The following is a 23,670-nucleotide window of genomic DNA, read 5'->3' as shown; positions in this document are numbered from 1 at the left end:
ACCGGTGGGAATAGCTTTTACCCTCGCACTCCAACATGCTGATCAATACAGATCACCTCTCAGAAAAGTTAACCGGTGGAAATCCGCCAAGAGGGGGACAAACGGCCAGCCGCGCGATCACCGCCTACGGCTGACGATCGGGCCTGTATCGGCATGTCCGGTATTAGGGACGCAGCGGACGTGACACAGTCGCCGGAGGTTCGACCGCTTGTGGACCCATCTGAGACATCTCGCTAGCATCCCACATTGTAGTAGCGAAGGCCCCTTCCAGAGTTCTGCTTTGAACCGACACGATGGTCTTCCCTCAGCTTGAGGGCAGGCATGAGGCTGCGAAAATTCCCGATCCCATACCTGGAGGCGGGGCGTTGGCCCGCGTTCTCATCGTAGGCGTTTGACTCAAATCAAATAGAACCCGCCTTAGGCTCATAGGGTTTTGCATGGTGGGCTGTCGCGAGGTTCTTTCCAAAACTCTATCGGTGAAGAGTTCATGTCCAGGCGCGTACCTCCTGTCGAAAACCGTGGTCGATCCATTCGGTTCTGGTTGGGGTTGCTCCTCGTGGTCTGCACGGTTCCGGCAATGCTGGTCGCCGGCTACCTGATCACCGACTCGTATATTGCGGCACGCGACAATGCAGAACGCAATACCGTGGCCACAACACGCGCGCTGATGCAGGCGGTCGACCGCGAGCTGCTCAGCGTCCAGTCGAGCTTGCGGGTGCTTGCAAAGTCACCCTACCTGCAGTCCGGTGATCTTGCTGCCTTTCACGAGCACTCGCGCGAACTGCTGCAGTGGCTGACAGGCAATGTAATTGTCATCGCGGACGCGGCCGGACAACTCCTGGTCAGCACGATGGTCCCCTACGGTCAGCCGTTGCCCAGAACCAGCATCCCAGGCCTGGTCCGCACCATCTTCGAGTCCGGCCGACCTGCGATTTCCGATTTTTATATCGGAGCCACATCGAGACAGCCTCAAATCGCCGTCGGTGTGCCCGTGTTTCGGGACGGGAAGGTCGCGTATGCGCTTGTGATGGGCATTCTTCCCGCGAATGTTGCCGTAATCTTGGAGCGGCAGAAGATACCGGAGGGCTGGATCGTGGCGATCCTCGACACCGGCGGGACTATCGTCGCCCGGACCAAAGATCCGGAACTGTTCATCGGCCAGCAGGGAACGCCTGAATTCCAACGCCAGACGTCGAGGGCGCAGGAGGGCATATACGAGACCCCGACGCTGGAAGGTATCGCAGTCATCGGCGGATACCACCGGTCGTCGATCACGGGCTGGATGATCGCATTCGGCGTTCCCAAGAGCGTCTATACGACGAATCTGCGATGGGCACTGATGATCCAGAGCGCTACCGCGGTCCTCGTGCTGTTGCTCGGTGCGTTGTTGGCGGCAAGTATCAGCAGGCGAATCGTCCGCTCGATCCGCGCGATGACGACCCCGGCGCTTGCGCTGGGACTGTCCAGGAAGATTGATGTCCCGACGGTCGAAATTCGGGAGGTGAACGAGCTAGGTCACGCTCTGACAACGGCTTCCCAATTGATCAACCAGCGCGAGGTCGAGCGCGACGAGGCGCAGCACCAAAAAGCGCAAATCGAGGAGTCGCTCCGGCGATCACAGAAGCTGGAAGCGATTGGCCAGATGGCCGCCACCATCGCCCACGATTTCGGAAATCTGCTCACCCCGATCCTAGGAAACTTGGATATGCTCGAGGAGCGGATCGATGATCCCCGCTCGCGATTGCGTATCAATAATGCCCTGGCTAGTGCCAAACGGGGCCAGCAGCTCGTCCGCTCCCTTATGGCCTTCGCACGCCAAGAGCCGTCGGCAGTGACGATCATCGACATCAATCAGGCGATCCTTGCCATGGAGGGAGTGCTGGAGCAGTCGCTGGGCACAATCGGCAAGCTGATCTTCAACCTCGCATCGGAGGCTTGGCCCGTACGCGGCGACGCAACCCAACTGGAGATGGCGATCATCAACCTGGTCGTCAATGCGCGCGATGCCATGACCGCGGAAGGCACCGTGCAAATATCGACGATGAATAGGACGCTGCACAGCGAGCACGACAATCTCTCGGGCGATTACGTGGCAGTCGCGGTTTCCGACACGGGCTCGGGCATGCCGCCTGAAATCCTCGCGGTTGCATTCGAGCCCTTGTTCACGACCAAAGAGCCGGGCAAAGGCACCGGGCTCGGTCTCGCCAGCGTTTATAGATTTGCCAAACAATGCGGCGGTGTCGCGGTGATCGAGAGTGAGCTCCGCAAGGGAACCACGGTCACGATCTATCTGCCGCGTGCGCGCAACGACGCAACGACTGATAGCGGTGACTCTCGGCTCGGCCGGGCCGCCGACCTGGGCGACGTGAAGTGACGTGCTTGGCCCATTTCGGGCCCAGAGGTCATTGATTGCGACGGTGTCGTTGAGAGCCACAGCAGACATCTGCCGAAGATGCGACAGCCTCTTCGTATCCGGCGGCCCGCCAGGCCGCATCCCGCAAGGGGTGGGAGGACTCGTAGTGGTCAAAGCAAGTTGATCCGATCTGCTTCATCCCCCGACATCCACGCCGCCATGCGCATGCTCTGGTAACATGAGTTCGCCCGGCGAATCGTGGTCACAACCGTCCTACAACGTGCCAGGTTGCGATGGCCGTCCTCCAGCTCTTTCGAGGTTGAACGCTTACCTGCCGAAAATTCCGCCCACCACGCGGTGCATCGCACCGCCGATCGCGCCGATGGGACCTCCGACATTGCGCTGATGTCGCGCGCGTCCCGTGCTGCGACGGGCTTGGCGGTCGGATTTGGCAGCCTCGGCGGCCGCGTCCATCAGGACCTTGTGCTGGGCGGCATTGAGGAAGCCGGTCGTGGGGTAGCCGCGCTCCTCCTGCCAATGGGCGAGGGCGGCGCGGGTCTGTTCGTCGAACGTCCCGTTGATCTTGGTGCCGAACCCGAGCCTGGTCAGCCCTCGTTGCACCGCGCGACGCTTCGCCTTGGTGAGGCCGATCTGGTTCTCGGCCTGCTGATTGGCGTCCTGGGCAGCGATCACGGTATCGGCGGGTGCCGACGCTTCACGAGGTGTGCTGCTCAGACCAGCGTGAGCGACCTGCGCGCTTCCGGCGATCGCTAGGAGGGACAGTGCCAGGATCAAGGCGCGCATGGCCTTTCCTTCGCCGATGATACGTTTCTAGAAGAGATACAGCGCGCCGAACTGAACGATCAACATCCGGTCATGCCGCTCCGTGCGATTGCAGGGTAACTGCGGCCCGGGCGGCACGGTTCCCTGGCCCCGCGCCATTGTTCCCTCGCGTTGCACGCGGAGCACGCGATCGGAGCGCACCTGGGAGGTGTCCAGCAGTGGCCGCGATCCCCGGATCGTCGTGGGCGAGCCAGCCGCGGCAGGCAAGCCGTCGCATAGCCGCGAATGCGTATCTAATTACCCTTCAACTGCTCAGAGCTCCCCATTGGGCGGCTCTTTCTGCATGCGAAGTCAAATTTCGATTGAAAATCCAAATCGTCACATTCCTGCTGCATCGCAAAACGCTCATACCGCCATGCAATATAATCCGTTGTATCTGGCATCTGGTATACGTAAATTCTCCTCAGTCAGAACGTCATACCGCCTCACTGAAGGAGACAAACCATGGCCAAGACCGTCGCCCTCCCCCTCGTCCAGCCCGTGTCGCTGTTCGGCCGCCTGCTGGCGACCCTCGACCGCGTGCTGATGACCAGCGCCCGCGCCGCCAACCGCAACGGCGACCTGCCCTATTTCGGCCTCTGAGGCTCGGCGCGCTTCGCGCGCGCAGGCAACCCTCGAAGCCCAACCAAGAGCCCCGGATCTCCGGGGCTTTTGCTTTTGCGACCCCCACGCGACCTGCGACATATTGGCCCCGTGGGCGTCCCACCCGATCTCCTCAATTGCGGTCGGTCACCTCTTCATACCAAAATCAAATCGGTCGATTTGCTGCGGATGCTCCTCTTGCTGCCTGATCCCGGCTGCCAACACAACTTTTGGCTGCATGGGCATGGCAAGGAAGTCCGGGGCTGGCGACGGCCTGAAGCTGGTCACGGTGGGGATGACACCGGCGGGCTCGACAGGTCGGTGGTTCGATTGGGCACAGCGGCCGGAAGAAGCCGTGCGCTCTCGGGAATGAAGGGGAGAAAGCGTCGATGAAGCGTTCCGTGCGCGTGGCCGTTATGGCTGGCATCGCCCTGATGGCAGGGCATATCCCGGCTCTGGCGGGATGGGAGCCTGTCCGGCCGGTCGAGTTCATCGTTCCGGCTGGCACCGGCGGCGGTGCCGATCAGATGGCCCGGACGATCCAGGGCATCGTCACCAAGCACAACCTGATGAAGCAGCCGCTGGTCGTGATCAACAAGTCCGGTGGCGCCGGCGGCGAAGGCTTCCTCGACGTCAAGGCGTCGGCCGGCAATCCCCACAAGATCATCATCACGCTGTCGAACCTGTTCACGACGCCGCTCGCGACCGGCATTCCGTTCAACTGGAAGGACCTCACTCCCGTCGCGATGCTGGCGCTCGACGAGTTCGTGCTCTGGGTCAATGCCGAGAAGCCCTACACCACCGCCAAGGACTACGTCGATGCGGTCAAGCAGGCCGGCGGCACCCTCAAGATGGGCGGCACCGGCTCGAAGCAGGAAGACCAGATCATCACGGTAGCCATGGAGAAGGCGACCGGCGCGAAGTTCACCTACATCCCCTACAAGGGCGGCGGCGAAGTGGCCGTGCAACTGGTGGGCAACCACATCGATTCCACCGTCAACAATCCGATCGAGGCGGTGGCGCAGTGGCGCGGCGGCAAGGTCAGGCCGCTCTGCGTGTTCGACGACAAGCCGATGGGCTTTGACGAGCCGATCGCCGACGGCAAGGCCTGGAAGGACATCCCGACCTGCAAGTCTCAGGGGCTCGACATCGAATATCTGATGCTGCGCGGCATCTTCATGTCGCCACGGGCCACCAAGGACCAGATCGAATACTACGTCGACCTGTTCAAGAAGGTGCGAGAGACGCCGGAATGGCAGGACTTCATGAAGACCGGCGCCTTCAACACCACCTTCATGACCGGTGCGGACTACGCGAAGTGGGTCGAGACCGAAGAGAAGCGGCACGAGCTCCTGATGAAGGAAGCCGGCTTCCTGGCCTCGAACTGAGCGGCTCGCATGAGAAGTCACGGTGGATCGGCCGGCCCCAGCCATAAGGCGGTCGAGGCCGGCGTCACGCTCGCCATCGCGCTGTTCGGGATCATCGTGATCATCGGCAGCGTGAAGGCTGGGATCAATTGGGGCGCCGAGGGACCGCGGGCGGGGTTCTTCCCGTTCTACGTCGGCCTGCTCATCGTCGCGGCCAGCGCGATGAATGTCCGCAACACGCTGCGCGAGAACGACGGCCGTGTCTTCGCCGAATGGGGCCAGCTCCGCCAGGTCATGAGCGTGGTGGTGCCGACGGCGATCTATGTCGGCGCCCTTCCCTTCATTGGCCTCTACCTCGCGTCCATGATCTTCATCGCCTGGTTCATGCGGTGGCTCGGCAAATATGGCTGGCTCACGGTGGCAGCGGTCGCGGTCGGCACGCCGGTCGTGACCTATCTGATCTTCGAGCGCTGGTTCATGGTCCCCCTCCCCAAGGGGCCGATCGAGGATTGGCTCGGGCTCTAACAAGAAAACTCATCCGCTGAGGGTTGCAGGACCAAGCTGGTATGGAAGAACTCGCCAATCTGTTTCACGGCTTCGCAGTCGCCCTCCAACCGTTCAACATCATGGTGATGATCCTCGGCATCGTGCTCGGGGTGATCATCGGCGTGCTGCCGGGACTGGGCGGCGCCAACGGCGTCGCGATCCTGCTGCCGCTGACCTTCAGCATGCCGCCGACCTCGGCGATCATCATGCTGTCCTGCATCTATTGGGGCGCGCTGTTCGGCGGCGCCATCACCTCGATCCTGTTCAACATCCCCGGCGAACCATGGTCGGTCGCCACCACCTTCGACGGCTACCCGATGGCGCAGCAGGGCAAGGCGGGCGAGGCGCTCACGGCAGCGTTCACCTCGTCCTTCGTCGGCGCGCTGTTCGCGGTCATCATGATCACGCTGATCGCGCCGCTGGTCGCCGGCTTCGCGCTTCAGTTCGGCCCGGCCGAGAAATTCGCCGTCTATTTTCTCGCCTTCTGCAGCTTCGTCGGCCTGAGCAAGGAGCCACCCTTCAAGACGATTGCGGCGATGATGATCGGCTTCGCACTCGCGGCTGTCGGCCTGGATTCCATCACCGGCCAGCTCCGCCTCACCTTCGGCGTCACTGAACTGCTCAACGGCTTCGACTTCCTGATCGCCGTGATCGGGCTGTTCGGCATCGGCGAGATCCTGCTCACGATGGAGGAAGGCCTGAGTTTCCGCGGCGGCAATGCGCAGATCAATCTGCGTGTCGTGCTGCACACCTGGAAGGAGATGCCGGCCTATTGGGTCACGTCGCTGCGCTCCTGCCTGATCGGCTGCTGGATGGGCATCACCCCCGCCGGCGCAACGCCGGCTTCGTTCATGAGCTACGGCATCGCCAAGCGCCTTTCCAAGCGCGGCAAGAATTTCGGCCATGGCGAGATCGAAGGCGTCGTCGCTCCGGAGACGGCAGCCCATGCGGCAGGCACGGCGGCGCTGCTGCCGATGCTGTCGCTCGGCGTGCCCGGCTCCCCCACGGCGGCGGTGCTGCTCGGCGGCCTCTTGATCTGGGGCCTGCAGCCCGGCCCGATGCTGTTCGTCGAGCAGAAGGAATTCGTCTGGGGCCTGATCGCCTCGATGTATCTCGGCAACCTCGCCGGCCTGCTCGTCGTGCTGACCTGCGTCCCGGTCTTCGCGGCGATCCTGCGCATTCCCTTCAGCATCATCGCACCGCTCATCCTCGTGCTCTGTGCCATCGGCGCCTATTCGGTGCACTCGAGCACGTTCGACGTGGTGCTGATGCTGGTGTTCGGCGTGCTCGGCTATCTGTTCAAGAAGTGCGGCTATCCGCTCGCGCCGCTGGTGCTCGCCATCGTGCTCGGCGACAAGGCCGAGGAGGCCTTCCGGCAGTCACTGCTGGGATCCCAGGGATCGCTCGCGATCTTCTTCTCCAACGGGCTGGTCGGCACCATCATGGCACTCGGGTTGATCGCGCTGTTCTGGTCGGCGATCCAGCAGGGCTACAACCGGTTGCGGGCGCTCGCCGCATAAACTCGCCCTTGCTCCGATAGTTGAACTACAAATATCCTCTGCTGCGTCGTATTGTCGCTGCAGCGATTTGCCTTGCTTCTGCAGGCTTTTTTCATCGCTCGCTGGCCTAGCATCGGGCACGGGCTCGATGAATCCGCTTGTTTATTGGCATATCATATACCAAACTCCGCATAGCTGTTAGGACAAGAATAGACAGCCTGGAGGAAACATGACGGACTTGGCTCACGCGGGGGCGCCCGCATCTGCAAGAGTAAGCGACGCCTATCGCTGGACGCAGCTCGCGGTTGGCGTCCTGGCGATGGTGATGATCGCCAACTATCAATATGGCTGGACCTTCTTCGTCCCGGATATCGCCAAGACCTTCGGCTGGGATCGCGCGTCGATCCAGTGGGCCTTCACCCTGTTCGTGCTGTTCGAAACCTGGCTCGTGCCGGTCGAGGGCTGGTTCGTCGACAAATACGGCCCGCGCATCGTCGTGCTCGTCGGCGGCGTGCTCTGCGCGATCGGCTGGATGATCAACGCCTACGCCACCTCGCTCAACGGCTACTATCTCGGCATGATCATCGCGGGCATCGGCGCCGGCGGCGTCTACGGCACCTGCGTCGGCAACGCGCTGAAATGGTTTCCCGACAAGCGCGGCCTCGCGGCCGGCATCACCGCGGCCGGCTTCGGCGCCGGCTCGGCGCTCACCGTCGCGCCGATCCAGGCCATGATCCGCGACTCCGGCTTTCAGACCACCTTCCTGTATTTCGGTCTCGGCCAGGGCATCATCATCGTCATCCTCGCCTTCTTCCTGTTCGCCCCCAAGGAAGGCCAGGTGCCCGCGGTCACTCAGAACACCAACCTCGTCCAGAGCCGCCGCAACTACAACCCGACCGAAGTGATCCGTCAGCCGATCTTCTGGCTGATGTACTTCATGTTCGTGATCGTCGGCGCCGGCGGCCTGATGGTGACGGCCAACCTCAAGCCGATCGCCGGCGACTGGAAGGTCGACAACATTCCGGTGACGCTGATCGGCATGACGATGACGGCGGTGACGTTCGCAGCGACCATCGACCGCGTTCTGAACGGCCTGACGCGTCCGTTCTTCGGCTGGATCTCGGACATGATCGGCCGCGAGAACACGATGTTCATCGCCTTCGGCATGGAAGGCATCGGCATCTGGGCGCTGTACATGCTGGGCCACGATCCGGTGTGGTTCGTGATCCTGTCCGGCTTCGTGTTCTTCGCCTGGGGCGAGATCTACTCGCTGTTCCCCTCGACCTGCACCGACACCTTCGGCACCAAGTTCGCCACCACCAATGCCGGCCTGCTGTACACCGCCAAGGGCACGGCAGCGCTGCTGGTGCCGATCGCGAACTACATGCAGCAGTCGTCAGGCAATTGGGACCGCGTCTTCATCATCGCGGCCGGCGCCAACATCCTGGCATCGATCCTGGCGATCGCGGTGCTCAAGCCCTGGCGGAGGGTCGTGGTGCAGAAATCGACGCTCTGACGCGCCCCTTCGCGCTGCAACAAAAATAAAAAAGAACGCTTCCAGATCGGCGACGCTCGGCATTTTGCCGAGCGTTTTCTTTTGCTTGGCGGACGATTTCGCTCTCGTTGCAAAGCAACATGTCGCACGCTGTGTCGCAGGCCATATTGCAGACTGGAATATATTATACCAGAATGACTTCGTGCGCAGACGAGGAGCGCGCTCGCAGCGGCATCCTCCAAGAGAGCGCGTTAGGGAGGACACATGGTTTCCAGCACAGAGGCGACACCGCCTGTCCAGGCACAGTCCAGCGGCTTCCGCTGGCTCCAGCTCGCGATGGGCATCATCTGCATGGCGATGATCGCCAACCTGCAATATGGCTGGACACTGTTCGTCGATCCGATCGACGCGAAGTTTCACTGGGGTCGCACGGCGATCCAACTGGCCTTCACGATCTTCGTCGTCACCGAAACCTGGCTCGTGCCGGTCGAGGCCTGGTTCGTCGACAAATACGGCCCGCGCCTCGTCATCATGTTCGGCGCCGTCATGATCTCGCTGGCATGGGTGCTGAACTCCTACGCCGACTCGCTCACCCTGCTCTACGCCGGCGCCGTCATCGGCGGCATCGGCGCCGGTGCGGTGTACGGCACCTGCGTCGGCAATGCGCTGAAATGGTTTCCCGACCGCCGCGGCCTCGCCGCCGGCGCCACCGCGGCCGGCTTCGGCGCGGGCGCCGCGCTTACCGTCGTGCCGATCGCCAGCATGATCGCCTCGAGCGGCTATCAGAGCGCCTTCTTCACCTTCGGCATCGGCCAGGGCCTGATCGTATTCGTGCTCGCGATCTTCCTGCGGCCGCCGACCCACGCCGCGCCTGCGCGCAAGAAGCAGCTCAACCTGCCGCAGAGCAAGATCGACTACACGCCGCCGCAGGTGCTGCGCACGCCGATCTTCTGGATCATGTATCTGGTGTTCGTGATGGTGGCCTCCGGCGGCCTGATGACCGCCGCCCAGATCGCCCCGATCGCGCACGACTTCAAGATCGCCAACGAGCCGGTGTCGCTCGCCGGCTTCCAGATGGCAGCGCTGACGTTTGCGATCTCGCTCGACCGCATCTTCGACGGCTTCGGCCGTCCGGTGTTCGGCTGGATCTCGGATACGATCGGCCGCGAGCACACCATGTTCATCGCCTTCGGCACCGCCGCTTTGATGCTGCTGACGCTGGCGAATTACGGCCACAACCCGATCGTGTTCGTGCTCGCGACCGCGGTCTATTTCGGCGTGTTCGGCGAGATCTACAGCCTGTTCCCGGCGACCTCGGGCGATACGTTCGGCAGCAAATATGCCGCGACCAACAACGGCATGCTCTACACCGCGAAGGGCACCGCCTCGCTCCTGGTCCCGCTCGCGAGCCTCGTCTCCGCCAAGTATGGCTGGCAGGCCGTGTTCGTGATCGGCGTTGCGCTGAACGCGACGGCGGCGCTGATGGCGCTGTTCGTGATCAAGCCGCTGCGCCGCGCCTTCATCCTCGGCAAGGAGGCGGCGGTCACCCAGCCTGCGGCGCAGGACGTTCGCACCACGGCGTAAATCACCCGCTTCTTCCCGCGACTGCAGGAGGCGCATCCCGATGCGCCTCCTTTTCTTTTGGCGCGCCGTGCATGCCAGATGCCAACCCGAGCATGCATTTGACAGCATCACTGACCTTATTTTCCAGACATCTGCCCAGAAAACATCAAGATCCCAATTGACTTCTGGCATAACGTATACCAGACTTCCTTCTGTTCAAGACAACAAACGGGAGGGTGCCATGAAAGTCGGAGACATCCTGCGCAACAAGACGGCGCGCGTGATCACGGTGCGAATGAATGAGACCGTCGGCGTCGCGGCGCAGTTGATGCGCGCCAGCAATGTCAGCGCCCTCGTCGTGAAGGACGTCGTCCGCACGGAAGGCAACACCGCCGCCGGCATGTTCACCGAGCGCGACGTGGTGCGCGCCATCGCCGAGCACGGCGCCGCCGGCGTCACCATGAAGGTCTCGCAGCTGATCTCGCCGCAGCGGCTGATCTCCTGCAGCACCGAGGACTCGCTCGAGCACGTGCGGCATCTGATGAACGTGCATCACATCCGCCACCTCCCGGTCATCGTCGACTTCGCGCTCGCCGGCGTCATCAGCATGCGCGACGTCTCCAGCGCCTTCGACGAAGCAGAAGCTCCGGTCGCCGCCTGACGCGCCCAGCCCGGTCAGCGGAACCGGTTCATCCCCCAGGGAGTCTTGTCGGAGCAGCGCGCCGCCGGTTAGGCGGTGCGCTGAGAACAGCGGCACAGTAAGGTCGCCGCTCATTCTGACCGACAGGATTCCTCGCGATGAAAGCCTATGTCTACGGCGCCCAGGGCGCCGCGATCACCGATATCGCCAAGCCCGCGCCGAAGGGCACGCAGGTCCTGGTTCACGTACGCGCCTGCGGCCTCAATCGCGCCGATCTCGGCATGACCAAGGGGCATGTGCATGGCGCCGCCGGCGGCGTCGGCACGGTGCTCGGCATGGAATGGGCCGGCGAGGTCGCCGAGCTCGGTCCCGATGCCAGGGGCGTGAAGATCGGCGACAAGGTGATGGGCTCGGGCAGCGCGGCGTTCGCCGAATACACTCTCGCCGACCACGGCCGTCTGTTCCACGCGCCGTCGAACATGAATTTCGACGAGGCCGCCACGCTGCCGATCGCGTTGACCACGATGCACAACGCCGTCGTCACCAACGGCGCTTTGCAGCCGGGCCAGCGCGTGCTGGTGCAGGGTGCGAGCTCCGGCGTCGGCCTGATGGCGATGCAGATCGCCAAGCTCAAGGGCGCCTCGCTGGTGGTGGGCTCCTCGACCGATGCGATGCGCCGCGGACGGCTCAAGGAGTTCGGCGCCGATCTCGCCATCGACTCCAGCGATCCCGCCTGGGTCGATCAGGTGCTGCAGGCGACCAACGGCGAGGGCGTCGATCTGATCATCGACCAGGTGTCCGGCAAGGTCGCCAATCAGAACCTCGCCGCGACCAAGGTCCTCGGCCGCATCGTCAATGTCGGCCGGCTCGGCGGCACCCATGCCGACTTCAACTTCGACCTGCACGCGGCGCGCCGCATCACCTATGTCGGCGTCACCTTCCGCACCCGTTCGATCGAAGAGATCCGTACGATCTTCGACGAGGTGAAGAAGGACATCTGGGGCGCGGTCGAGCAGCGCACGCTGCGGCTGCCGATCGACCGCGTCTTCGCCTTCGACGACATTGGCGCGGCGTTCGCGCACATGGAGGCGAACAAGCATCTCGGCAAGATCGTGGTGACCTTGTGAACGCAACCTTCTGAGATTTAGAAGCACTCAAAACAGCGCGCGGTCCACGCACATGGACCGCGCGATCCCGGCTTTCATGGTGCGGCCTCGGCTGCTACATCCGCCGCCATGAGAGACGCCGCCTCCCATGTCGATTCCGGGAAAACCCGTGTCGCCGCGATCTCGATCGCGGCCAGCGCCAGCATGGCCGCGGCGAAGTTCATCGTCGGCGTCCTGATCGGCAGCCTCGCGCTCGTCTCCGAGGCCCTGCACAGCGCCGTCGACGTCGTCGCCACCGTGATCACCTGGATGGTGGTTCGGGTATCGGACCGACCGGCCGACGACGAACATCATTACGGCCATGGCAAGCTGGAGAGCCTGTCGGCGCTCGGCGTCATCGCCCTGCTCTACGTGCTGGCCGGCGGCGTGCTGGTCGAATCCGTCAGCCGGCTGCGCGAGGCGGCGCCGCCGCCGTCGCTGTCGGCGATTCCGTTCGTGGTGCTGCTGGTCGACATCGCCGTCAACTTCTGGCGCGCCCGCGCGCTGCACCGCGCCGCGCACGAGACCCACAGCCAGGCGCTCGCCGCCGACGCGCTGCATTTCGCCTCCGACGTGCTCGGCTCGATTGCCGTCATCGCCGGCCTGGTCCTCACCGCGTTCGGATTCTGGTGGGGGGATTCCGCCGCCGCGGTCGCGGTCGCCCTGATGATCTCGGTGCTCGGCCTGCGGCTGGCGCGCTCCACCGTAGAAACACTGCTCGACCGTGCACCAGAGGGCGCGGCCGAAAAGGCGCGCGCCGCGATCCGTTCGATCAACGGCGTCGTCGATGTCGAGCGGCTGCGGGTCCGGCTCGTCGGCGCAACGCATTTCGTCGACGCCACGGTGCAGGTGCCGCGCACCTACCCGATCGACCGCGTGCACGAGATCAAGCGCGATGCGCAGGCCGCGGTCGATGCCAGCCTGTCCGGCGCCGACGTCACCTTCACGACGGTGCCGGTCGCGCTCAGCAATGAGAGCGTGCGCGAGCGCATCATGGTGATCGCGCGCAATTCCGGCCTCGCGATCCATCACGTCACCGTCCATGACGTCGGCGGCCGCCTGATCGTGGCGATCGACCTCGAGGTCGACGGCGACATGAGCCTGTTCGCGGCGCATGCGATCGCGCACGAGCTGGAACGCAGCATCCGCGACGAATTCGGCGCCGACGTCGAGGTCGACACCCATATCGAGCCGCTCGAGCCAGAGCTGCCGTTCGGCGTCGACGCGCCGGTGCAGCGGATCGCCGAGATCGCCGCCGCCCTGCAGCGTCTCGCCGCCGAGACCGACATGTACGACGTGCACAATGTCCGCGTCCGCAACACCGAGGCCGGCGAGATCGTCAACTTCCACTGCCGCGCCGCGCCGTCGATGAGCGTGCTGAAGGTGCACGACAATGTCGACCACATCGAGCGCGGGGTGCGTCGCGCCTTCCCGAGCGTCAAGCGCGTCATCAGTCATGCCGAGCCGCCGCACGGCTGAAGCCAAGACGTCATGCTGCGTTCCCGCTTCGGACTCACTCTGCCGGCTTTTCGCCATGGCAAATCCGCATTGGATAAGATTTATTAGCTTTTGCCAAATCGTTGACTCTCGACAGCCCGAGAAATCTGGATTCAAATCAACTTGATTCGGAAGCGGCTGGGGCTCTTTCGAAATTCGGGTATCCAAGAAGTTTCGGGGGTCTACAGCATGACGCGTGCGCATGCCGCGAACGCGTGCGTCCAATCTTCTGATTCCATCAAGGGGTTGGCGCAATCGATCGCGAAACCGGCCTATCAAAGGCTGCTGACTGCTGAGCCGGTATTGCGTCGTGCTGTCCCTACTTTGATCATCGCCTTTCTCGTCACCATCTGCCTCGGCGCCTTCGTCCAGGTGCTCGACCAGAGCCGTCAGAAGCGCGGCGCGACCAAGCGCGACCTGGCCGCGATCTCCGACTTGCTCGCCGATCGCATCGGCAATCTGGCGATGCGCCCGGACCGCATCGCCCATATCGAGCACCTGCAGAGCCTGCTGCCCGACCTGATCCCCGCCTGGGGCGCAGCGCCCGGCCGCCACGTGATCGTCACCGGCGCCGACCACCGCATCCTGGCCCGGGTTCCGGTCGACGCCGCGCTCGGCGAGAACGACCGTATCCTCGATCTGATCTCGACCGCGCAGCTCTTGGCCACGCCCGGGCTGCAGGGCGCGGTCACCGAGATCACCTTGCCGAACGGCCGTCCGGCCTTCGCGGTGTCGCAGTTGATCAAGGCGCTGCCCGGCCGCGTCGTCGTGATCCAGGAGAAGCTCGAGCCGATCTGGGGCTCGGACGCCGCGCTCTCTGTGACCCTGTCGGCGACGACGGGCTTCGTCGTGCTGATCCTGGGCTTCGCCTTCCACTGGCAGTCGACCCGCGCCCGCGAGGGCGACCTGATCAACGACGCCGTGCGCGGCCGCATCGACACCGCGCTCAATCGCGGCCGCTGCGGGCTGTGGGACTGGGACCTGTCGCGCGGGCGCATCTTCTGGTCGAACTCGATGTTCGCGATGCTCGGCCTGGAAAACCGCACCGACCTCCTCACCTTCGGCGAGGTCAACGCGCTGGTGAACTCGGACGACATCGACCTGTTCGAGATCGCCGACCAGCTCGTCGCCGGCGACATCCATCAGATCGACCAGAGCTTCCGGATGCGCCACACCGAGGGCCACTGGATCTGGCTCCGGGTGCGCTGCGAGCTCAGCCAGGGCACCTCCGATTCCGGCCTGCACCTGATCGGCATCGCGGTCGACGTCACCGAGCAGAAGAGCCTGGTCGAGAAGACCGTCGAGGCCGACTTGCGCCTGCGCGACGCGATCGAGACGATCTCGGAAGCCTTCGTGCTGTGGGACGCCAACAACCGGCTGGTGCTGTGCAACTCGCACTTCCAGAAGCTGCACAAGCTGCCGGACTCCGCGGTGACCCCCGGCACCTCCTATGAGACCGTCATCGAGGTCGGCAAGATGCCGGAGATCCGCACCCGGCTGCACGACCACAGCCAGCAGGCGCCGGGCGGGCGCACCTTCGAGGCCCAGCTCGACGACGGCAGCTGGCTGCACATCAGCGAGCGCCGCACCAAGGACGGCGGCTACGTCTCGGTCGGCACCGACATCACTCGCATCAAGGAGCATGAGCAGAAGCTCATCGACAACGACCTGCGCCTGCGCGCCACCGTGATCGACCTGCAGCGCTCGCAGAGCGCGCTGGAGCGCCAGGCGATCGAGCTCGCCGACCTCGCCGAGAAGTACTCGCAGGAGAAGACGCGCGCCGAGGAAGCCAACCAGACCAAGTCGAAATTCCTCGCCAATATGAGCCACGAGCTGCGCACGCCGCTCAACGCCATCATCGGCTTCTCCGAGATCATGGGCAGCGGCATGTTCGGCTCGCTCGGCTCGGAGAAGTACCAGGAGTACTGCCACGACATCCTGACCTCGGGTCAATATCTGCTCGAGGTGATCAACGACATCCTCGACATGTCGAAGATCGAGGCCGGCCGCATGAAGCTCGACATGGAGCCGCTCGACCTCGCCAAGACGCTGGCGGAATCGCTGCGCGTCGTCTCCGGTCGCGCCTTGGACAAGAGCCTCGTGCTCGACGCCGACATCGGAGGCAGCATCCCGGTCGTCGCCGACCGTCGCGCCACCAAGCAGATCATGGTCAACCTGCTGTCGAACGCGGTGAAGTTCACCCCCGAAGGCGGCCGTGTCACAATGCGGAGTCGCGTGTTCGAGGACAAGGTCGTGCTCATCATCGCCGACACCGGCATCGGCATCCCTGCGCAGTCGCTGGCGCGCCTCGGCCGCCCGTTCGAGCAGGTCGAGAGCCAGATGACCAAGACCTATCACGGCTCCGGCCTCGGCCTCGCCATCGCCCGCTCGCTGGCCCAGTTGCACGGCGGCTCGATGCGGCTGCGCTCGCGCCTCGAATGCGGCACCGTCGTCCGCGTCACCCTGCCCCGCGACGCGTATAAGGCCACGGCGAGCATCTCGGTCGCTGCTTGAGCGCGTTCAGGGTCGGTTTGGTGACCCATCCGCTGTTCCGGATCGTCCGCCACCCCAACTGCTTGCTCAACATCCTCCCCGAACTGGTGATCGGCCTGATCATCTACGCCATGCCGCTCGTCTTGCGCATCCGGCAGGAGGAGACAGTGATGCGGGAGCAATCTGCGACCTACTGAGCGGACGCTCCTGCTCCGCGGGCTCGCAGCGCGGACCGCAACTTTCACCAAGTCCGGCGCTCGACGTCCGTGCAAGGGTTCGGTGACCATCATCGTCCCCAAGGGAGCATCGCGATGCTGAAGCGGATATGGCGCGGCTGGACCGGGGCGGCGGAGGCCGATGCCTATGAGGAGCTGCTGCGGTCGACGATCTTTCCAGCCATCGTGGATCGGGCAATCGAAGGATTTCTAGGCATCGAGCTGCTGCGCAGGCCGCTGGAGGCCGAGGTCGAATTCGTGACGATCATGACCTTCGCCGACCAGGCGGCGGTGGTTCGCTTCGCGGGTCCGGCGCATGACGCGGCGGTGGTACCGCCCGCGGCGCGGAAGCTGCTCAGCCGCTATGACGGCGAAGCCGCGCATTACGCGGTGAAGCTCGTGTGTCATGCATGACCGGGGCGCCATCAAAGGTCCCTGCATCCCGACGAAGGCACCGCATCTCCTCACGAGGAGACTTTCAGACCAGTGGGCTTTGCCCGAACCGCTGCCACAGCTTCGGATAGCGCCGAGCCAGATGCTCGTCGTCCTCCTCGAACGGATCGCCGGACGGCCCCGGTCCACCCAGGCCGGCCTCCGGCTCGGAGTGGTCGCGGACATCGCCTTGTCCGCCGCGCTCCCGAAACACCCGGTTGGCGACGTAGTAGATCTCCTCGAATTCCCAGACGCCGTCCGGTCCTGGCGCTCCATTGAACTCGGCGAGGCTGTCCGGACCGGCCATGGCGGCCTCATAGACCTCCCGGCCGCGCGTGACGAGCCAGCGCCGGAAGTACTCGAAACCATCATCCGAGCAGCCGCCATGTACGACATAGGCGGCGCCCCAGAGGTCCCAGGTATAGGCCTCGTTCAGATAGCGGCGAAACGCGACCTCGAAGCCGATGGTCTGCTCCAGGGACAGTTCGCATAGCGTCAAGGCGAGCAGATCGCTCTGCGCGTCAGGATCGCCGCCGGCGCCGGCAAGCGTTTGCGCGATGATCGACCAGAATTGGTCGGCTGGCATGGCCGGCTCCGTCATGGCTTCCCTCTCGGTCAAGTCGAAACGTATCGTCGTATCTCACGGCGCGGCATCGGATGTCCAAGACCGGGAAAGTCGCATCCTGAATTTCGGGAGGGCCTCAACCGCGCACACGACCACCCGATACGCTGGGCCATCGATCTGACGCCGCTTCGAAGCATGCGCTCGCGACGTGGACCGTCTCTGCCGCAGCAGCTTGAACTGCTCCGCTGAGCGCCGTGGTTGCGAGCGCAGCGAAGCAAGACAACGCCGTCGTTCACCGCCGGTGGCGAGTGACTGCGCCAGCGGCAACTCCGCGGACGCGCGCCTCACGCCTGCAGGCTGGGCGCGACCTCGCGGGCGATCTGGACCAGCGCCGCGATCAGCGGGGTCATCGGGTCACGCTGCGGGATGACCAGGCCGATCTGGTAGTTGATGACGGGATCGACGATCGGGATCGAGCGCACCTTGTCGGCGAGGCCGAGCGTTTCGGCGAGCTTGGCCGGCATCACGCTGGCCCAGCGGCCGGTCTTGACATGGGTGTACAGCACCAGCAGCGAGTTCGACGTCAGCGTCGGCGTCACCTCGTTGCCGGCGGCCTTCAGAGCGCGGTCGATGATGCGGCGGTTCTGCATGTCCGGGGTCAGGAGGCACAGCGGCACCTGCCCGACCTCCTGCCAGGTCACCTGATCGCGATCGCCGAACATCGCGTCGGGCGCGGTCAGCAGCCGGTAGCTCTCGTTGTAGAGCGGGATGGTGCGGACGCGGCCGATCGGCTCGTTCTCGATGTAGGTCAGCCCGGCATCGACCTCCAGGTTCTCCAGCAGCCCCAGCACGTCGGCCGACGTGCACGACATGATGCGGAACCGGACCTCCGGATGCTTGGCGCGGAACGGCGTCGTCAGCGACGCCACCATGCCGAGCACCGTCGGCACCGCCGCGATCCGGATCTCGCCCGATAGCTTGTCCTTGAGCCCGTTGATCTCCTGGCGCATCGCGCGGAAGTCGCCGACGATGCGGCGCGCCCAGTCGAGCGTGCGCTCACCCTCCGGCGTAAAGCCCTGGAACCTGGAACCGCGCTGCACCAGCATGACGCCGAGGATCTCCTCGAGCTGCTTGATGCTGGTCGACATCGTCGGCTGGGTCACGCCGCAGGCCTCGGCCGCGCGGCCGAAATGACGCTCCTTGGCCAGCGCCAGCAGCAGTTCGAGCTTGTCAATCAAGAGGTCGGCCTTCCAGCGGTTGAAGGGCCCAGTTCCGCACGTTTTCGGCGGTGCGGGCCACGGAGAAACCTATCACGGCGCGGCGGGCCCGGACACGGTAAAACGCGGCCGCAAGCCGGTCGCGCGAGCGCCCGTTTTTCGTCAACTTGTAGCTATCTCACGATTGCGTTTCGCTATCGCAGCACGGGACTGCTTTATTGATATCTTGAGCAATTCCAATTTGGATGTGCGAAACGCTTGCAACGCAGAATCGGGATCAGGATGACGCCGGTGTACGAGACGTGGGAGGCGGCGCGCGGCGCCGAAATCATCGCCCAACATAGCGGGATGGAGGGAGCAACCTTGCCCATCCTCCATGCGTTGCAGGAGACGTTCGGCCACGTGCCGGAGGATGCCATTCCGATGATCGCATCCGCTCTGAACCTCTCGCGCGCCGAGGTTTACGGCGTGTTCACGTTCTACCATGATTTCCGGGCCAAGAAGGCCGGTCGTCACGTGCTGAAGCTGTGCCGCGCCGAGGCCTGCCAGGCCGCCGGCGGCGATGCGCTCGCGGCGCGTGCCGAAGCGAAGCTCGGCATCTCCATCGGCAACACCACGGCCGATGAGCGCGTCACGCTCGAGCCGATCTACTGTCTCGGCCTGTGCGCAACCGCGCCGTCGGCCATGCTCGATGGTCGCCTGGTCGGCCGGCTCGACGAAGCCCGGATCGATGCTCTCGTCTCGGAGGCCCAGCGATGAGCGTGCGTCTTTTTGTCCCGTGTGATGCCGGCGCGCTCGCCGTCGGCGCCGATGAGGTGGCGCAGGCGCTGCACAAGGCCGCGCTGGAGCGCAATGTCGATATCGAAATCGTCCGCAACGGCTCGCGTGGGTTGTACTGGCTCGAGCCGCTGGTCGAACTGGAGACGGCGCAGGGCCGGTTCGGCTTCGGACCGGTGACGGCAGACGACGTGCCGTCCCTGCTCGATGCGATCGTCGCCGACAAGCCGCACAAGCTCTCGCTCGGCCTGACCGAGGAGATCCCGTGGCTGAAGCGGCAGACCCGCCTCACCTTCGCCCGCTGCGGCATCATCGATCCGCTGTCGCTCGACGACTACCGCGCCCATGGCGGCTACAAGGGCCTGACCCGCGCCCTGACGCTGACGCCCGATGCTGTGATCGCCGAGGTCACGACCTCGGGTCTGCGCGGCCGCGGCGGCGCAGGCTTCCCGACCGGCATCAAATGGAAGACGGTGGCGCAGACCGCGGCCGACCGCAAATACGTCATCTGCAACGCCGACGAGGGCGACAGCGGCACCTTCGCCGACCGCATGCTGATGGAAGGCGATCCCTTCGTCCTGATCGAAGGCATGACCATCTGCGGCATCGCGGTGGGCGCCACCAAGGGCTACATCTACACGCGCTCGGAATATCCGCACGCGATCGCGACCATGACCAAGGCGATCGACATCGCCAGGAAGGCCGGCCTGCTCGGCGACAAGATCGCGGGCTCCAACGCCACGTTCGAGCTGGAGGTGCGTACCGGCGCCGGCGCCTATGTCTGCGGCGAAGAGACCGCGCTGATGGAGAGCCTCGAGGGCAAGCGCGGCATCGTCCGCGCCAAGCCGCCGCTGCCCGCCCATCATGGCCTGTTCGGCAAGCCGACCGTCGTCAACAACCTGTTGTCGTTCGCCGCCATCCCCTTCATCCTCGACGAGGGCGCCAAGGCCTATGCCGATTTCGGCATGGGCCGCTCGCGCGGCACGATGCCGATCCAGATCGCCGGCAACGTCAAGTTCGGCGGCCTGTTCGAGACCGCGTTCGGCATCACGCTGGGCGAGCTGGTCGACGACATCGGCGGCGGCACCTTCACCGGCCGCCCGGTCCGTGCGGTGCAGGTCGGAGGCCCGCTCGGCGCCTACTTCCCCCGCGCCCTGTTCGACACGCCGTTCGACTACGAGGCGTTCGCCGCCAAGGACGGCCTGATCGGCCATGGCGGCATCGTCGTGTTCGACGACAGCGTCGACATGTCGAAGCAGGCCCGCTTCGCGATGGAGTTCTGCGCCATCGAATCCTGCGGCAAGTGCACGCCGTGCCGTATCGGCTCGACGCGCGGCGCCGAGACCATCGACAAGATCCGCCGCGGCGAGCGCGTCGCCGAGAACATCGCCCTGGTCGAAGACCTCTGCGGCACTATGAAGCTCGGATCGCTCTGTGCACTCGGCGGCTTCACGCCCTACCCTGTGCTCTCGGCGCTGAAGCACTTCCGCGAAGATTTCGGCCCCCAGCAGCCGCGCTTGCAGGCTGCGGAATAAGATATCGGGAACAAGGACACCGACCATGTCGCTCATCCACGAAACCGATTACGGCACACCGCTCTCCAAGTCCGAAAAGATGGTCACGCTCACCATCGACGGCCAGAGCATCACCGTTCCCGAGGGCACCTCGATCATGCGCGCGGCCATGGAGGCCGGAACGCAGATCCCGAAGCTGTGCGCGACCGACATGGTCGACGCGTTCGGCTCGTGTCGCCTCTGCCTCGTCGAGGTCGAAGGCCGCGCCGGCACCCCGGCCTCCTGCACCACGCCGGTGGCCGCGGGCCTCGTCGTTCACACCCAGACCGAGCGGCTGAAGAAGCTGCGCAAGGGCGTGATGGAGCTCTACATCTCCGACCATCCGCTCGACTGTCTGACCTGCGCTGCCAATGGCGATTGCGAGCTGCAGGACATGGCCGGCGCCGTCGGCCTGCGCGACGTGCGCTACGGCTATCAGGGCGACAACCACGTGTTCGCCGACGCCTGCGGCGAAGCCAATCCGGCCTGGCTGCCGAAGGACGAGTCGAACCCGTATTTCACCTACGATCCCTCCAAGTGCATCGTCTGCTCGCGCTGCGTCCGCGCCTGCGAGGAAGTGCAAGGCACGTTCGCGCTGACCATCTCCGGCCGCGGCTTCGACAGCCGGGTGTCGCCGGGCATGAGCGAGAGCTTCCTCGGTTCGGAATGCGTGTCGTGCGGCGCTTGCGTACAGGCCTGCCCGACCGCGACCCTGACCGAGAAGAGCGTGATCGAGATCGGCCAGCCGGAGCATTCGGCGGTCACCACCTGCGCCTATTGCGGCGTCGGCTGCGCCTTCAAGGCGGAGATGCGCGGCGAGGAAGTCGTGCGCATGGTGCCGTACAAGGATGGCAAGGCCAATCGCGGCCATTCCTGCGTCAAGGGCCGCTTCGCCTATGGCTATGCGACCCACAAGGAACGCATCCTCAAGCCGATGATCCGCGAGACCATCGACCAGCCCTGGCGCGAGGTCTCCTATGACGAGGCCTTCAAGTTCGCCGCCGACAAGCTGCGCGGCATCCAGGCCAAATACGGCCGCGACTCGATCGGCGGCATCACCTCGTCCCGCTGCACCAACGAAGAAACCTATCTGGTGCAGAAGCTGATCCGCGCCGGCTTCGGCAACAACAATGTCGACACCTGCGCCCGCGTCTGCCACTCGCCGACCGGCTACGGCCTTGCCACCACCTTCGGCACCTCCGCCGGCACGCAGGACTTCGACTCGGTCGAGGACAGCGACGTCATCATGGTGATCGGCGCCAACCCGACCGATGCGCATCCGGTGTTCGGCTCGCGCATGAAGAAGCGGCTGCGCCAGGGCGCCAAGCTGATCGTCGTCGATCCGCGCAAGATCGACCTCGTGAAGTCGGCGCACGTCAAGGCCGACTATCATCTGCCGCTGCTGCCCGGCACCAATGTCGCGATCCTGACTGCGCTGGCCCATGTGATCGTCACCGAAGGCCTCGTCAACGAGACCTTCGTGCGCGAGCGCTGCGACTGGAGCGAGTTCCAGGACTGGGCCGAGTTCGTCGCGCTGGAGAAGAACAGCCCCGAGGCGATCGCCAGCATTTCCGGCGTGGACCCGGAAGCGATCCGCGGCGCGGCCCGGCTCTACGCCAAGGGCGGCAACGGCGCGATCTATTACGGCCTCGGCGTGACCGAGCACAGCCAGGGCTCGACCACGGTGATCGCGATCGCCAACCTCGCGATGGCGACCGGCAATATTGGCCGCCGCGGCGTCGGCGTGAACCCGCTGCGCGGCCAGAACAACGTGCAGGGCTCGTGCGACATGGGCTCGTTCCCGCATGAGCTGCCGGGCTACCGCCACATCTCGGGCGACGCGGTGCGCGACCAGTTCGAGGCGATGTGGAACGTCAAGCTCAACCCTGAGCCGGGCCTGCGCATCCCGAACATGTTCGACTCCGCGATCGAAGGCACCTTCATGGGCCTCTACGTGCAGGGCGAGGACATCCTGCAGTCGGATCCCAACACCACGCATGTGGTGCAGGCGCTGTCGTCGATGGAATGCGTCATCGTGCAGGACCTGTTCCTGAACGAGACCGCCAACTACGCCCACGTGTTCCTGCCGGGCTCGACCTTCCTCGAGAAGGACGGCACCTTCACCAACGCCGAGCGCCGCATCCAGCGGGTGCGCAAGGTGATGACCCCGCTCAACGGCATGGCCGACTGGGAGGTGACGATCGGTCTCGCCAAGGCGATGGGCTTCGAGATGAAGTACAACCACCCGTCCGAGATCATGGACGAGATCGCGGCGCTGACGCCGACCTTCGCCGGCGTCTCCTACCAGAAGCTCGAGGAGATGGGCTCGGTGCAGTGGCCCTGCAACGAGAAGAATCCCGAGGGTTCGCCGATCATGCATGTCGACGGCTTCGTCCGCGGCAAGGGCAAGTTCGTGGTCACGGAGTATGTCGCGACCGACGAGCGCACCGGCCCGCGCTTCCCGCTCCTGCTCACCACGGGCCGCATCCTGTCGCAGTACAATGTCGGCGCCCAGACGCGGCGCACCGAGAACGTGGTGTGGCATGGCGAGGACGTGCTGGAGATCCATCCGCACGATGCCGAGCAGCGCGGCATCCGCGACGGCGACTGGGTGCGGCTGACCAGCCGCGCCGGCGAGACCACGCTGCACGCGCTGATCTCCGAGCGCGTCGCCCCCGGCGTGGTCTACACCACCTTCCACCATCCGCTGACCCAGGCCAACGTCATCACCACGGACTATTCGGACTGGGCCACCAACTGTCCGGAGTACAAGGTCACGGCAGTGCAGGTGTCGCAGTCCAACGGACCGTCGGACTGGCAGAAAGCCTATGACGAGCAGGCCCGCAACTCGCGCCGCATCGCCCCGGTCGTGGAGGCAGCGGAGTAGC

19 protein-coding genes are annotated in these 23,670 nt (G+C 64.6%); 16 read left to right on the top strand and 3 right to left on the bottom strand.

Annotated elements, in window-relative coordinates:
• The first annotated feature begins 577 nt into the window (after positions 1-577).
• Entirely contained in the window at positions 578-2,374 is a 1,797-nt protein-coding gene (locus tag QW887_RS17410) for an ATP-binding protein (RefSeq protein WP_316194741.1), read from the top strand.
• Positions 2,375-2,680: 306 nt separating this feature from the next.
• Here the strand turns inward: QW887_RS17410 and QW887_RS17405 are convergent, their stop codons facing one another.
• The gene (locus QW887_RS17405; protein WP_315753028.1) at positions 2,681-3,157 is read right to left on the bottom strand and encodes a peptidoglycan-binding domain-containing protein; all 477 of its coding nucleotides are present in this window, start codon (positions 3,155-3,157) and stop codon (positions 2,681-2,683) included.
• A 483-nt stretch (positions 3,158-3,640) separates the two neighbouring features.
• Here QW887_RS17405 and QW887_RS17400 point away from each other — a divergent pair, with 483 nt between their 5' ends.
• The 12 genes from QW887_RS17400 to QW887_RS17345 all read left to right on the top strand — a co-directional run bounded on the left by QW887_RS17400 (position 3,641) and on the right by QW887_RS17345 (position 16,652).
• Positions 3,641-3,778, top strand: coding sequence for a hypothetical protein (locus QW887_RS17400; protein WP_315716173.1), 138 nt, complete (start codon positions 3,641-3,643; stop codon positions 3,776-3,778).
• Between the two features lie 389 nt (positions 3,779-4,167).
• Positions 4,168-5,166, top strand: a complete 999-nt coding sequence (locus QW887_RS17395; protein ID WP_316194740.1) for a tripartite tricarboxylate transporter substrate binding protein — start codon at positions 4,168-4,170, stop codon at positions 5,164-5,166.
• Between the two features lie 9 nt (positions 5,167-5,175).
• Positions 5,176-5,670: a tripartite tricarboxylate transporter TctB family protein gene (locus QW887_RS17390; protein WP_316194739.1), complete on the top strand. Its 495-nt coding sequence runs from the start codon at positions 5,176-5,178 to the stop codon at positions 5,668-5,670.
• Between the two features lie 41 nt (positions 5,671-5,711).
• Complete coding sequence (locus QW887_RS17385) at positions 5,712-7,211, top strand: tripartite tricarboxylate transporter permease (protein WP_315716170.1); 1,500 nt, start codon at positions 5,712-5,714, stop codon at positions 7,209-7,211.
• Positions 7,212-7,419: 208 nt separating this feature from the next.
• The gene (gene oxlT, locus QW887_RS17380; RefSeq protein ID WP_315716169.1) at positions 7,420-8,706 is read left to right on the top strand and encodes an oxalate/formate MFS antiporter; all 1,287 of its coding nucleotides are present in this window, start codon (positions 7,420-7,422) and stop codon (positions 8,704-8,706) included.
• A gap of 243 nt (positions 8,707-8,949) precedes the next feature.
• Positions 8,950-10,269 (top strand): oxalate/formate MFS antiporter, encoded by a 1,320-nt coding sequence (gene oxlT, locus QW887_RS17375; protein ID WP_315716168.1) that lies wholly within the window; start codon positions 8,950-8,952, stop codon positions 10,267-10,269.
• 220 nt (positions 10,270-10,489) lie between these two features.
• Positions 10,490-10,909, top strand: coding sequence for a CBS domain-containing protein (locus QW887_RS17370; RefSeq protein ID WP_316194738.1), 420 nt, complete (start codon positions 10,490-10,492; stop codon positions 10,907-10,909).
• A 137-nt stretch (positions 10,910-11,046) separates the two neighbouring features.
• Positions 11,047-12,015 carry a zinc-binding dehydrogenase gene (locus QW887_RS17365; protein ID WP_316194737.1) on the top strand — a complete coding sequence of 323 codons (969 nt, stop codon included), beginning with the start codon at positions 11,047-11,049 and terminating at the stop codon, positions 12,013-12,015.
• 108 nt (positions 12,016-12,123) lie between these two features.
• Positions 12,124-13,512 (top strand): cation diffusion facilitator family transporter, encoded by a 1,389-nt coding sequence (locus tag QW887_RS17360; RefSeq protein WP_316175924.1) that lies wholly within the window; start codon positions 12,124-12,126, stop codon positions 13,510-13,512.
• Positions 13,513-13,719: 207 nt separating this feature from the next.
• Positions 13,720-16,044 (top strand): PAS domain-containing sensor histidine kinase, encoded by a 2,325-nt coding sequence (locus QW887_RS17355; RefSeq protein ID WP_316175923.1) that lies wholly within the window; start codon positions 13,720-13,722, stop codon positions 16,042-16,044.
• A 20-nt stretch (positions 16,045-16,064) separates the two neighbouring features.
• Positions 16,065-16,220, top strand: a complete 156-nt coding sequence (locus QW887_RS17350; RefSeq protein ID WP_316175922.1) for a hypothetical protein — start codon at positions 16,065-16,067, stop codon at positions 16,218-16,220.
• A gap of 114 nt (positions 16,221-16,334) precedes the next feature.
• Positions 16,335-16,652: an antibiotic biosynthesis monooxygenase gene (locus tag QW887_RS17345; RefSeq protein WP_316175921.1), complete on the top strand. Its 318-nt coding sequence runs from the start codon at positions 16,335-16,337 to the stop codon at positions 16,650-16,652.
• A 64-nt stretch (positions 16,653-16,716) separates the two neighbouring features.
• Here the strand turns inward: QW887_RS17345 and QW887_RS17340 are convergent, their stop codons facing one another.
• Positions 16,717-17,256 (bottom strand): DUF4240 domain-containing protein, encoded by a 540-nt coding sequence (locus QW887_RS17340; RefSeq protein ID WP_316175920.1) that lies wholly within the window; start codon positions 17,254-17,256, stop codon positions 16,717-16,719.
• A gap of 323 nt (positions 17,257-17,579) precedes the next feature.
• Positions 17,580-18,473, bottom strand: coding sequence for a LysR family transcriptional regulator (locus QW887_RS17335; protein ID WP_315716160.1), 894 nt, complete (start codon positions 18,471-18,473; stop codon positions 17,580-17,582).
• 261 nt (positions 18,474-18,734) lie between these two features.
• On the opposite strand from QW887_RS17335, the gene QW887_RS17330 reads away from it, so the two are divergent.
• From QW887_RS17330 to fdhF, 3 genes are read left to right on the top strand one after another with little or no spacing between them, the layout of a single operon-like run.
• The gene (locus QW887_RS17330; RefSeq protein ID WP_316171189.1) at positions 18,735-19,211 is read left to right on the top strand and encodes a formate dehydrogenase subunit gamma; all 477 of its coding nucleotides are present in this window, start codon (positions 18,735-18,737) and stop codon (positions 19,209-19,211) included.
• Positions 19,208-20,764: an NADH-quinone oxidoreductase subunit NuoF gene (locus tag QW887_RS17325; protein WP_316184527.1), complete on the top strand. Its 1,557-nt coding sequence runs from the start codon at positions 19,208-19,210 to the stop codon at positions 20,762-20,764. Before QW887_RS17330 ends, QW887_RS17325 begins: the two co-directional genes overlap by 4 nt.
• A gap of 25 nt (positions 20,765-20,789) precedes the next feature.
• The gene (fdhF, locus tag QW887_RS17320; RefSeq protein WP_315768112.1) at positions 20,790-23,669 is read left to right on the top strand and encodes a formate dehydrogenase subunit alpha; all 2,880 of its coding nucleotides are present in this window, start codon (positions 20,790-20,792) and stop codon (positions 23,667-23,669) included.
• Position 23,670: the final 1 nt, after the last annotated feature.

The sequence above is a fragment of the Bradyrhizobium sp. SZCCHNRI3052 genome, from assembly GCF_032484895.1.
In the GTDB taxonomy this organism is placed as follows: Bacteria; Pseudomonadota; Alphaproteobacteria; order Rhizobiales; family Xanthobacteraceae; genus Bradyrhizobium.
This window is presented reverse-complemented; position numbering and strand designations above follow the sequence as displayed.

What these genes read in the sequence shown, in the direction of transcription:
- fdhF (WP_315768112.1), top strand. Translation starts at nt 20,790, where the DNA reads ATGTCGCTCATCCACGAAACCGATTACGGCACACCGCTCTCCAAGTCC.
- QW887_RS17330 (WP_316171189.1), top strand. Translation starts at nt 18,735, where the DNA reads ATGACGCCGGTGTACGAGACGTGGGAGGCGGCGCGCGGCGCCGAAATC.
- oxlT (WP_315716169.1), top strand. Translation starts at nt 7,420, where the DNA reads ATGACGGACTTGGCTCACGCGGGGGCGCCCGCATCTGCAAGAGTAAGC.
- QW887_RS17410 (WP_316194741.1), top strand. Translation starts at nt 578, where the DNA reads ATGCTGGTCGCCGGCTACCTGATCACCGACTCGTATATTGCGGCACGC.
- QW887_RS17360 (WP_316175924.1), top strand. Translation starts at nt 12,124, where the DNA reads ATGAGAGACGCCGCCTCCCATGTCGATTCCGGGAAAACCCGTGTCGCC.
- QW887_RS17370 (WP_316194738.1), top strand. Translation starts at nt 10,490, where the DNA reads ATGAAAGTCGGAGACATCCTGCGCAACAAGACGGCGCGCGTGATCACG.
- QW887_RS17395 (WP_316194740.1), top strand. Translation starts at nt 4,168, where the DNA reads ATGAAGCGTTCCGTGCGCGTGGCCGTTATGGCTGGCATCGCCCTGATG.
- QW887_RS17345 (WP_316175921.1), top strand. Translation starts at nt 16,335, where the DNA reads ATGCTGAAGCGGATATGGCGCGGCTGGACCGGGGCGGCGGAGGCCGAT.
- QW887_RS17325 (WP_316184527.1), top strand. Translation starts at nt 19,208, where the DNA reads ATGAGCGTGCGTCTTTTTGTCCCGTGTGATGCCGGCGCGCTCGCCGTC.
- QW887_RS17390 (WP_316194739.1), top strand. Translation starts at nt 5,176, where the DNA reads ATGAGAAGTCACGGTGGATCGGCCGGCCCCAGCCATAAGGCGGTCGAG.
- oxlT (WP_315716168.1), top strand. Translation starts at nt 8,950, where the DNA reads ATGGTTTCCAGCACAGAGGCGACACCGCCTGTCCAGGCACAGTCCAGC.
- QW887_RS17385 (WP_315716170.1), top strand. Translation starts at nt 5,712, where the DNA reads ATGGAAGAACTCGCCAATCTGTTTCACGGCTTCGCAGTCGCCCTCCAA.
- QW887_RS17355 (WP_316175923.1), top strand. Translation starts at nt 13,720, where the DNA reads ATGACGCGTGCGCATGCCGCGAACGCGTGCGTCCAATCTTCTGATTCC.
- QW887_RS17340 (WP_316175920.1), bottom strand. Translation starts at nt 17,256, where the DNA reads ATGCCAGCCGACCAATTCTGGTCGATCATCGCGCAAACGCTTGCCGGC.
- QW887_RS17365 (WP_316194737.1), top strand. Translation starts at nt 11,047, where the DNA reads ATGAAAGCCTATGTCTACGGCGCCCAGGGCGCCGCGATCACCGATATC.
- QW887_RS17400 (WP_315716173.1), top strand. Translation starts at nt 3,641, where the DNA reads ATGGCCAAGACCGTCGCCCTCCCCCTCGTCCAGCCCGTGTCGCTGTTC.
- QW887_RS17405 (WP_315753028.1), bottom strand. Translation starts at nt 3,157, where the DNA reads ATGCGCGCCTTGATCCTGGCACTGTCCCTCCTAGCGATCGCCGGAAGC.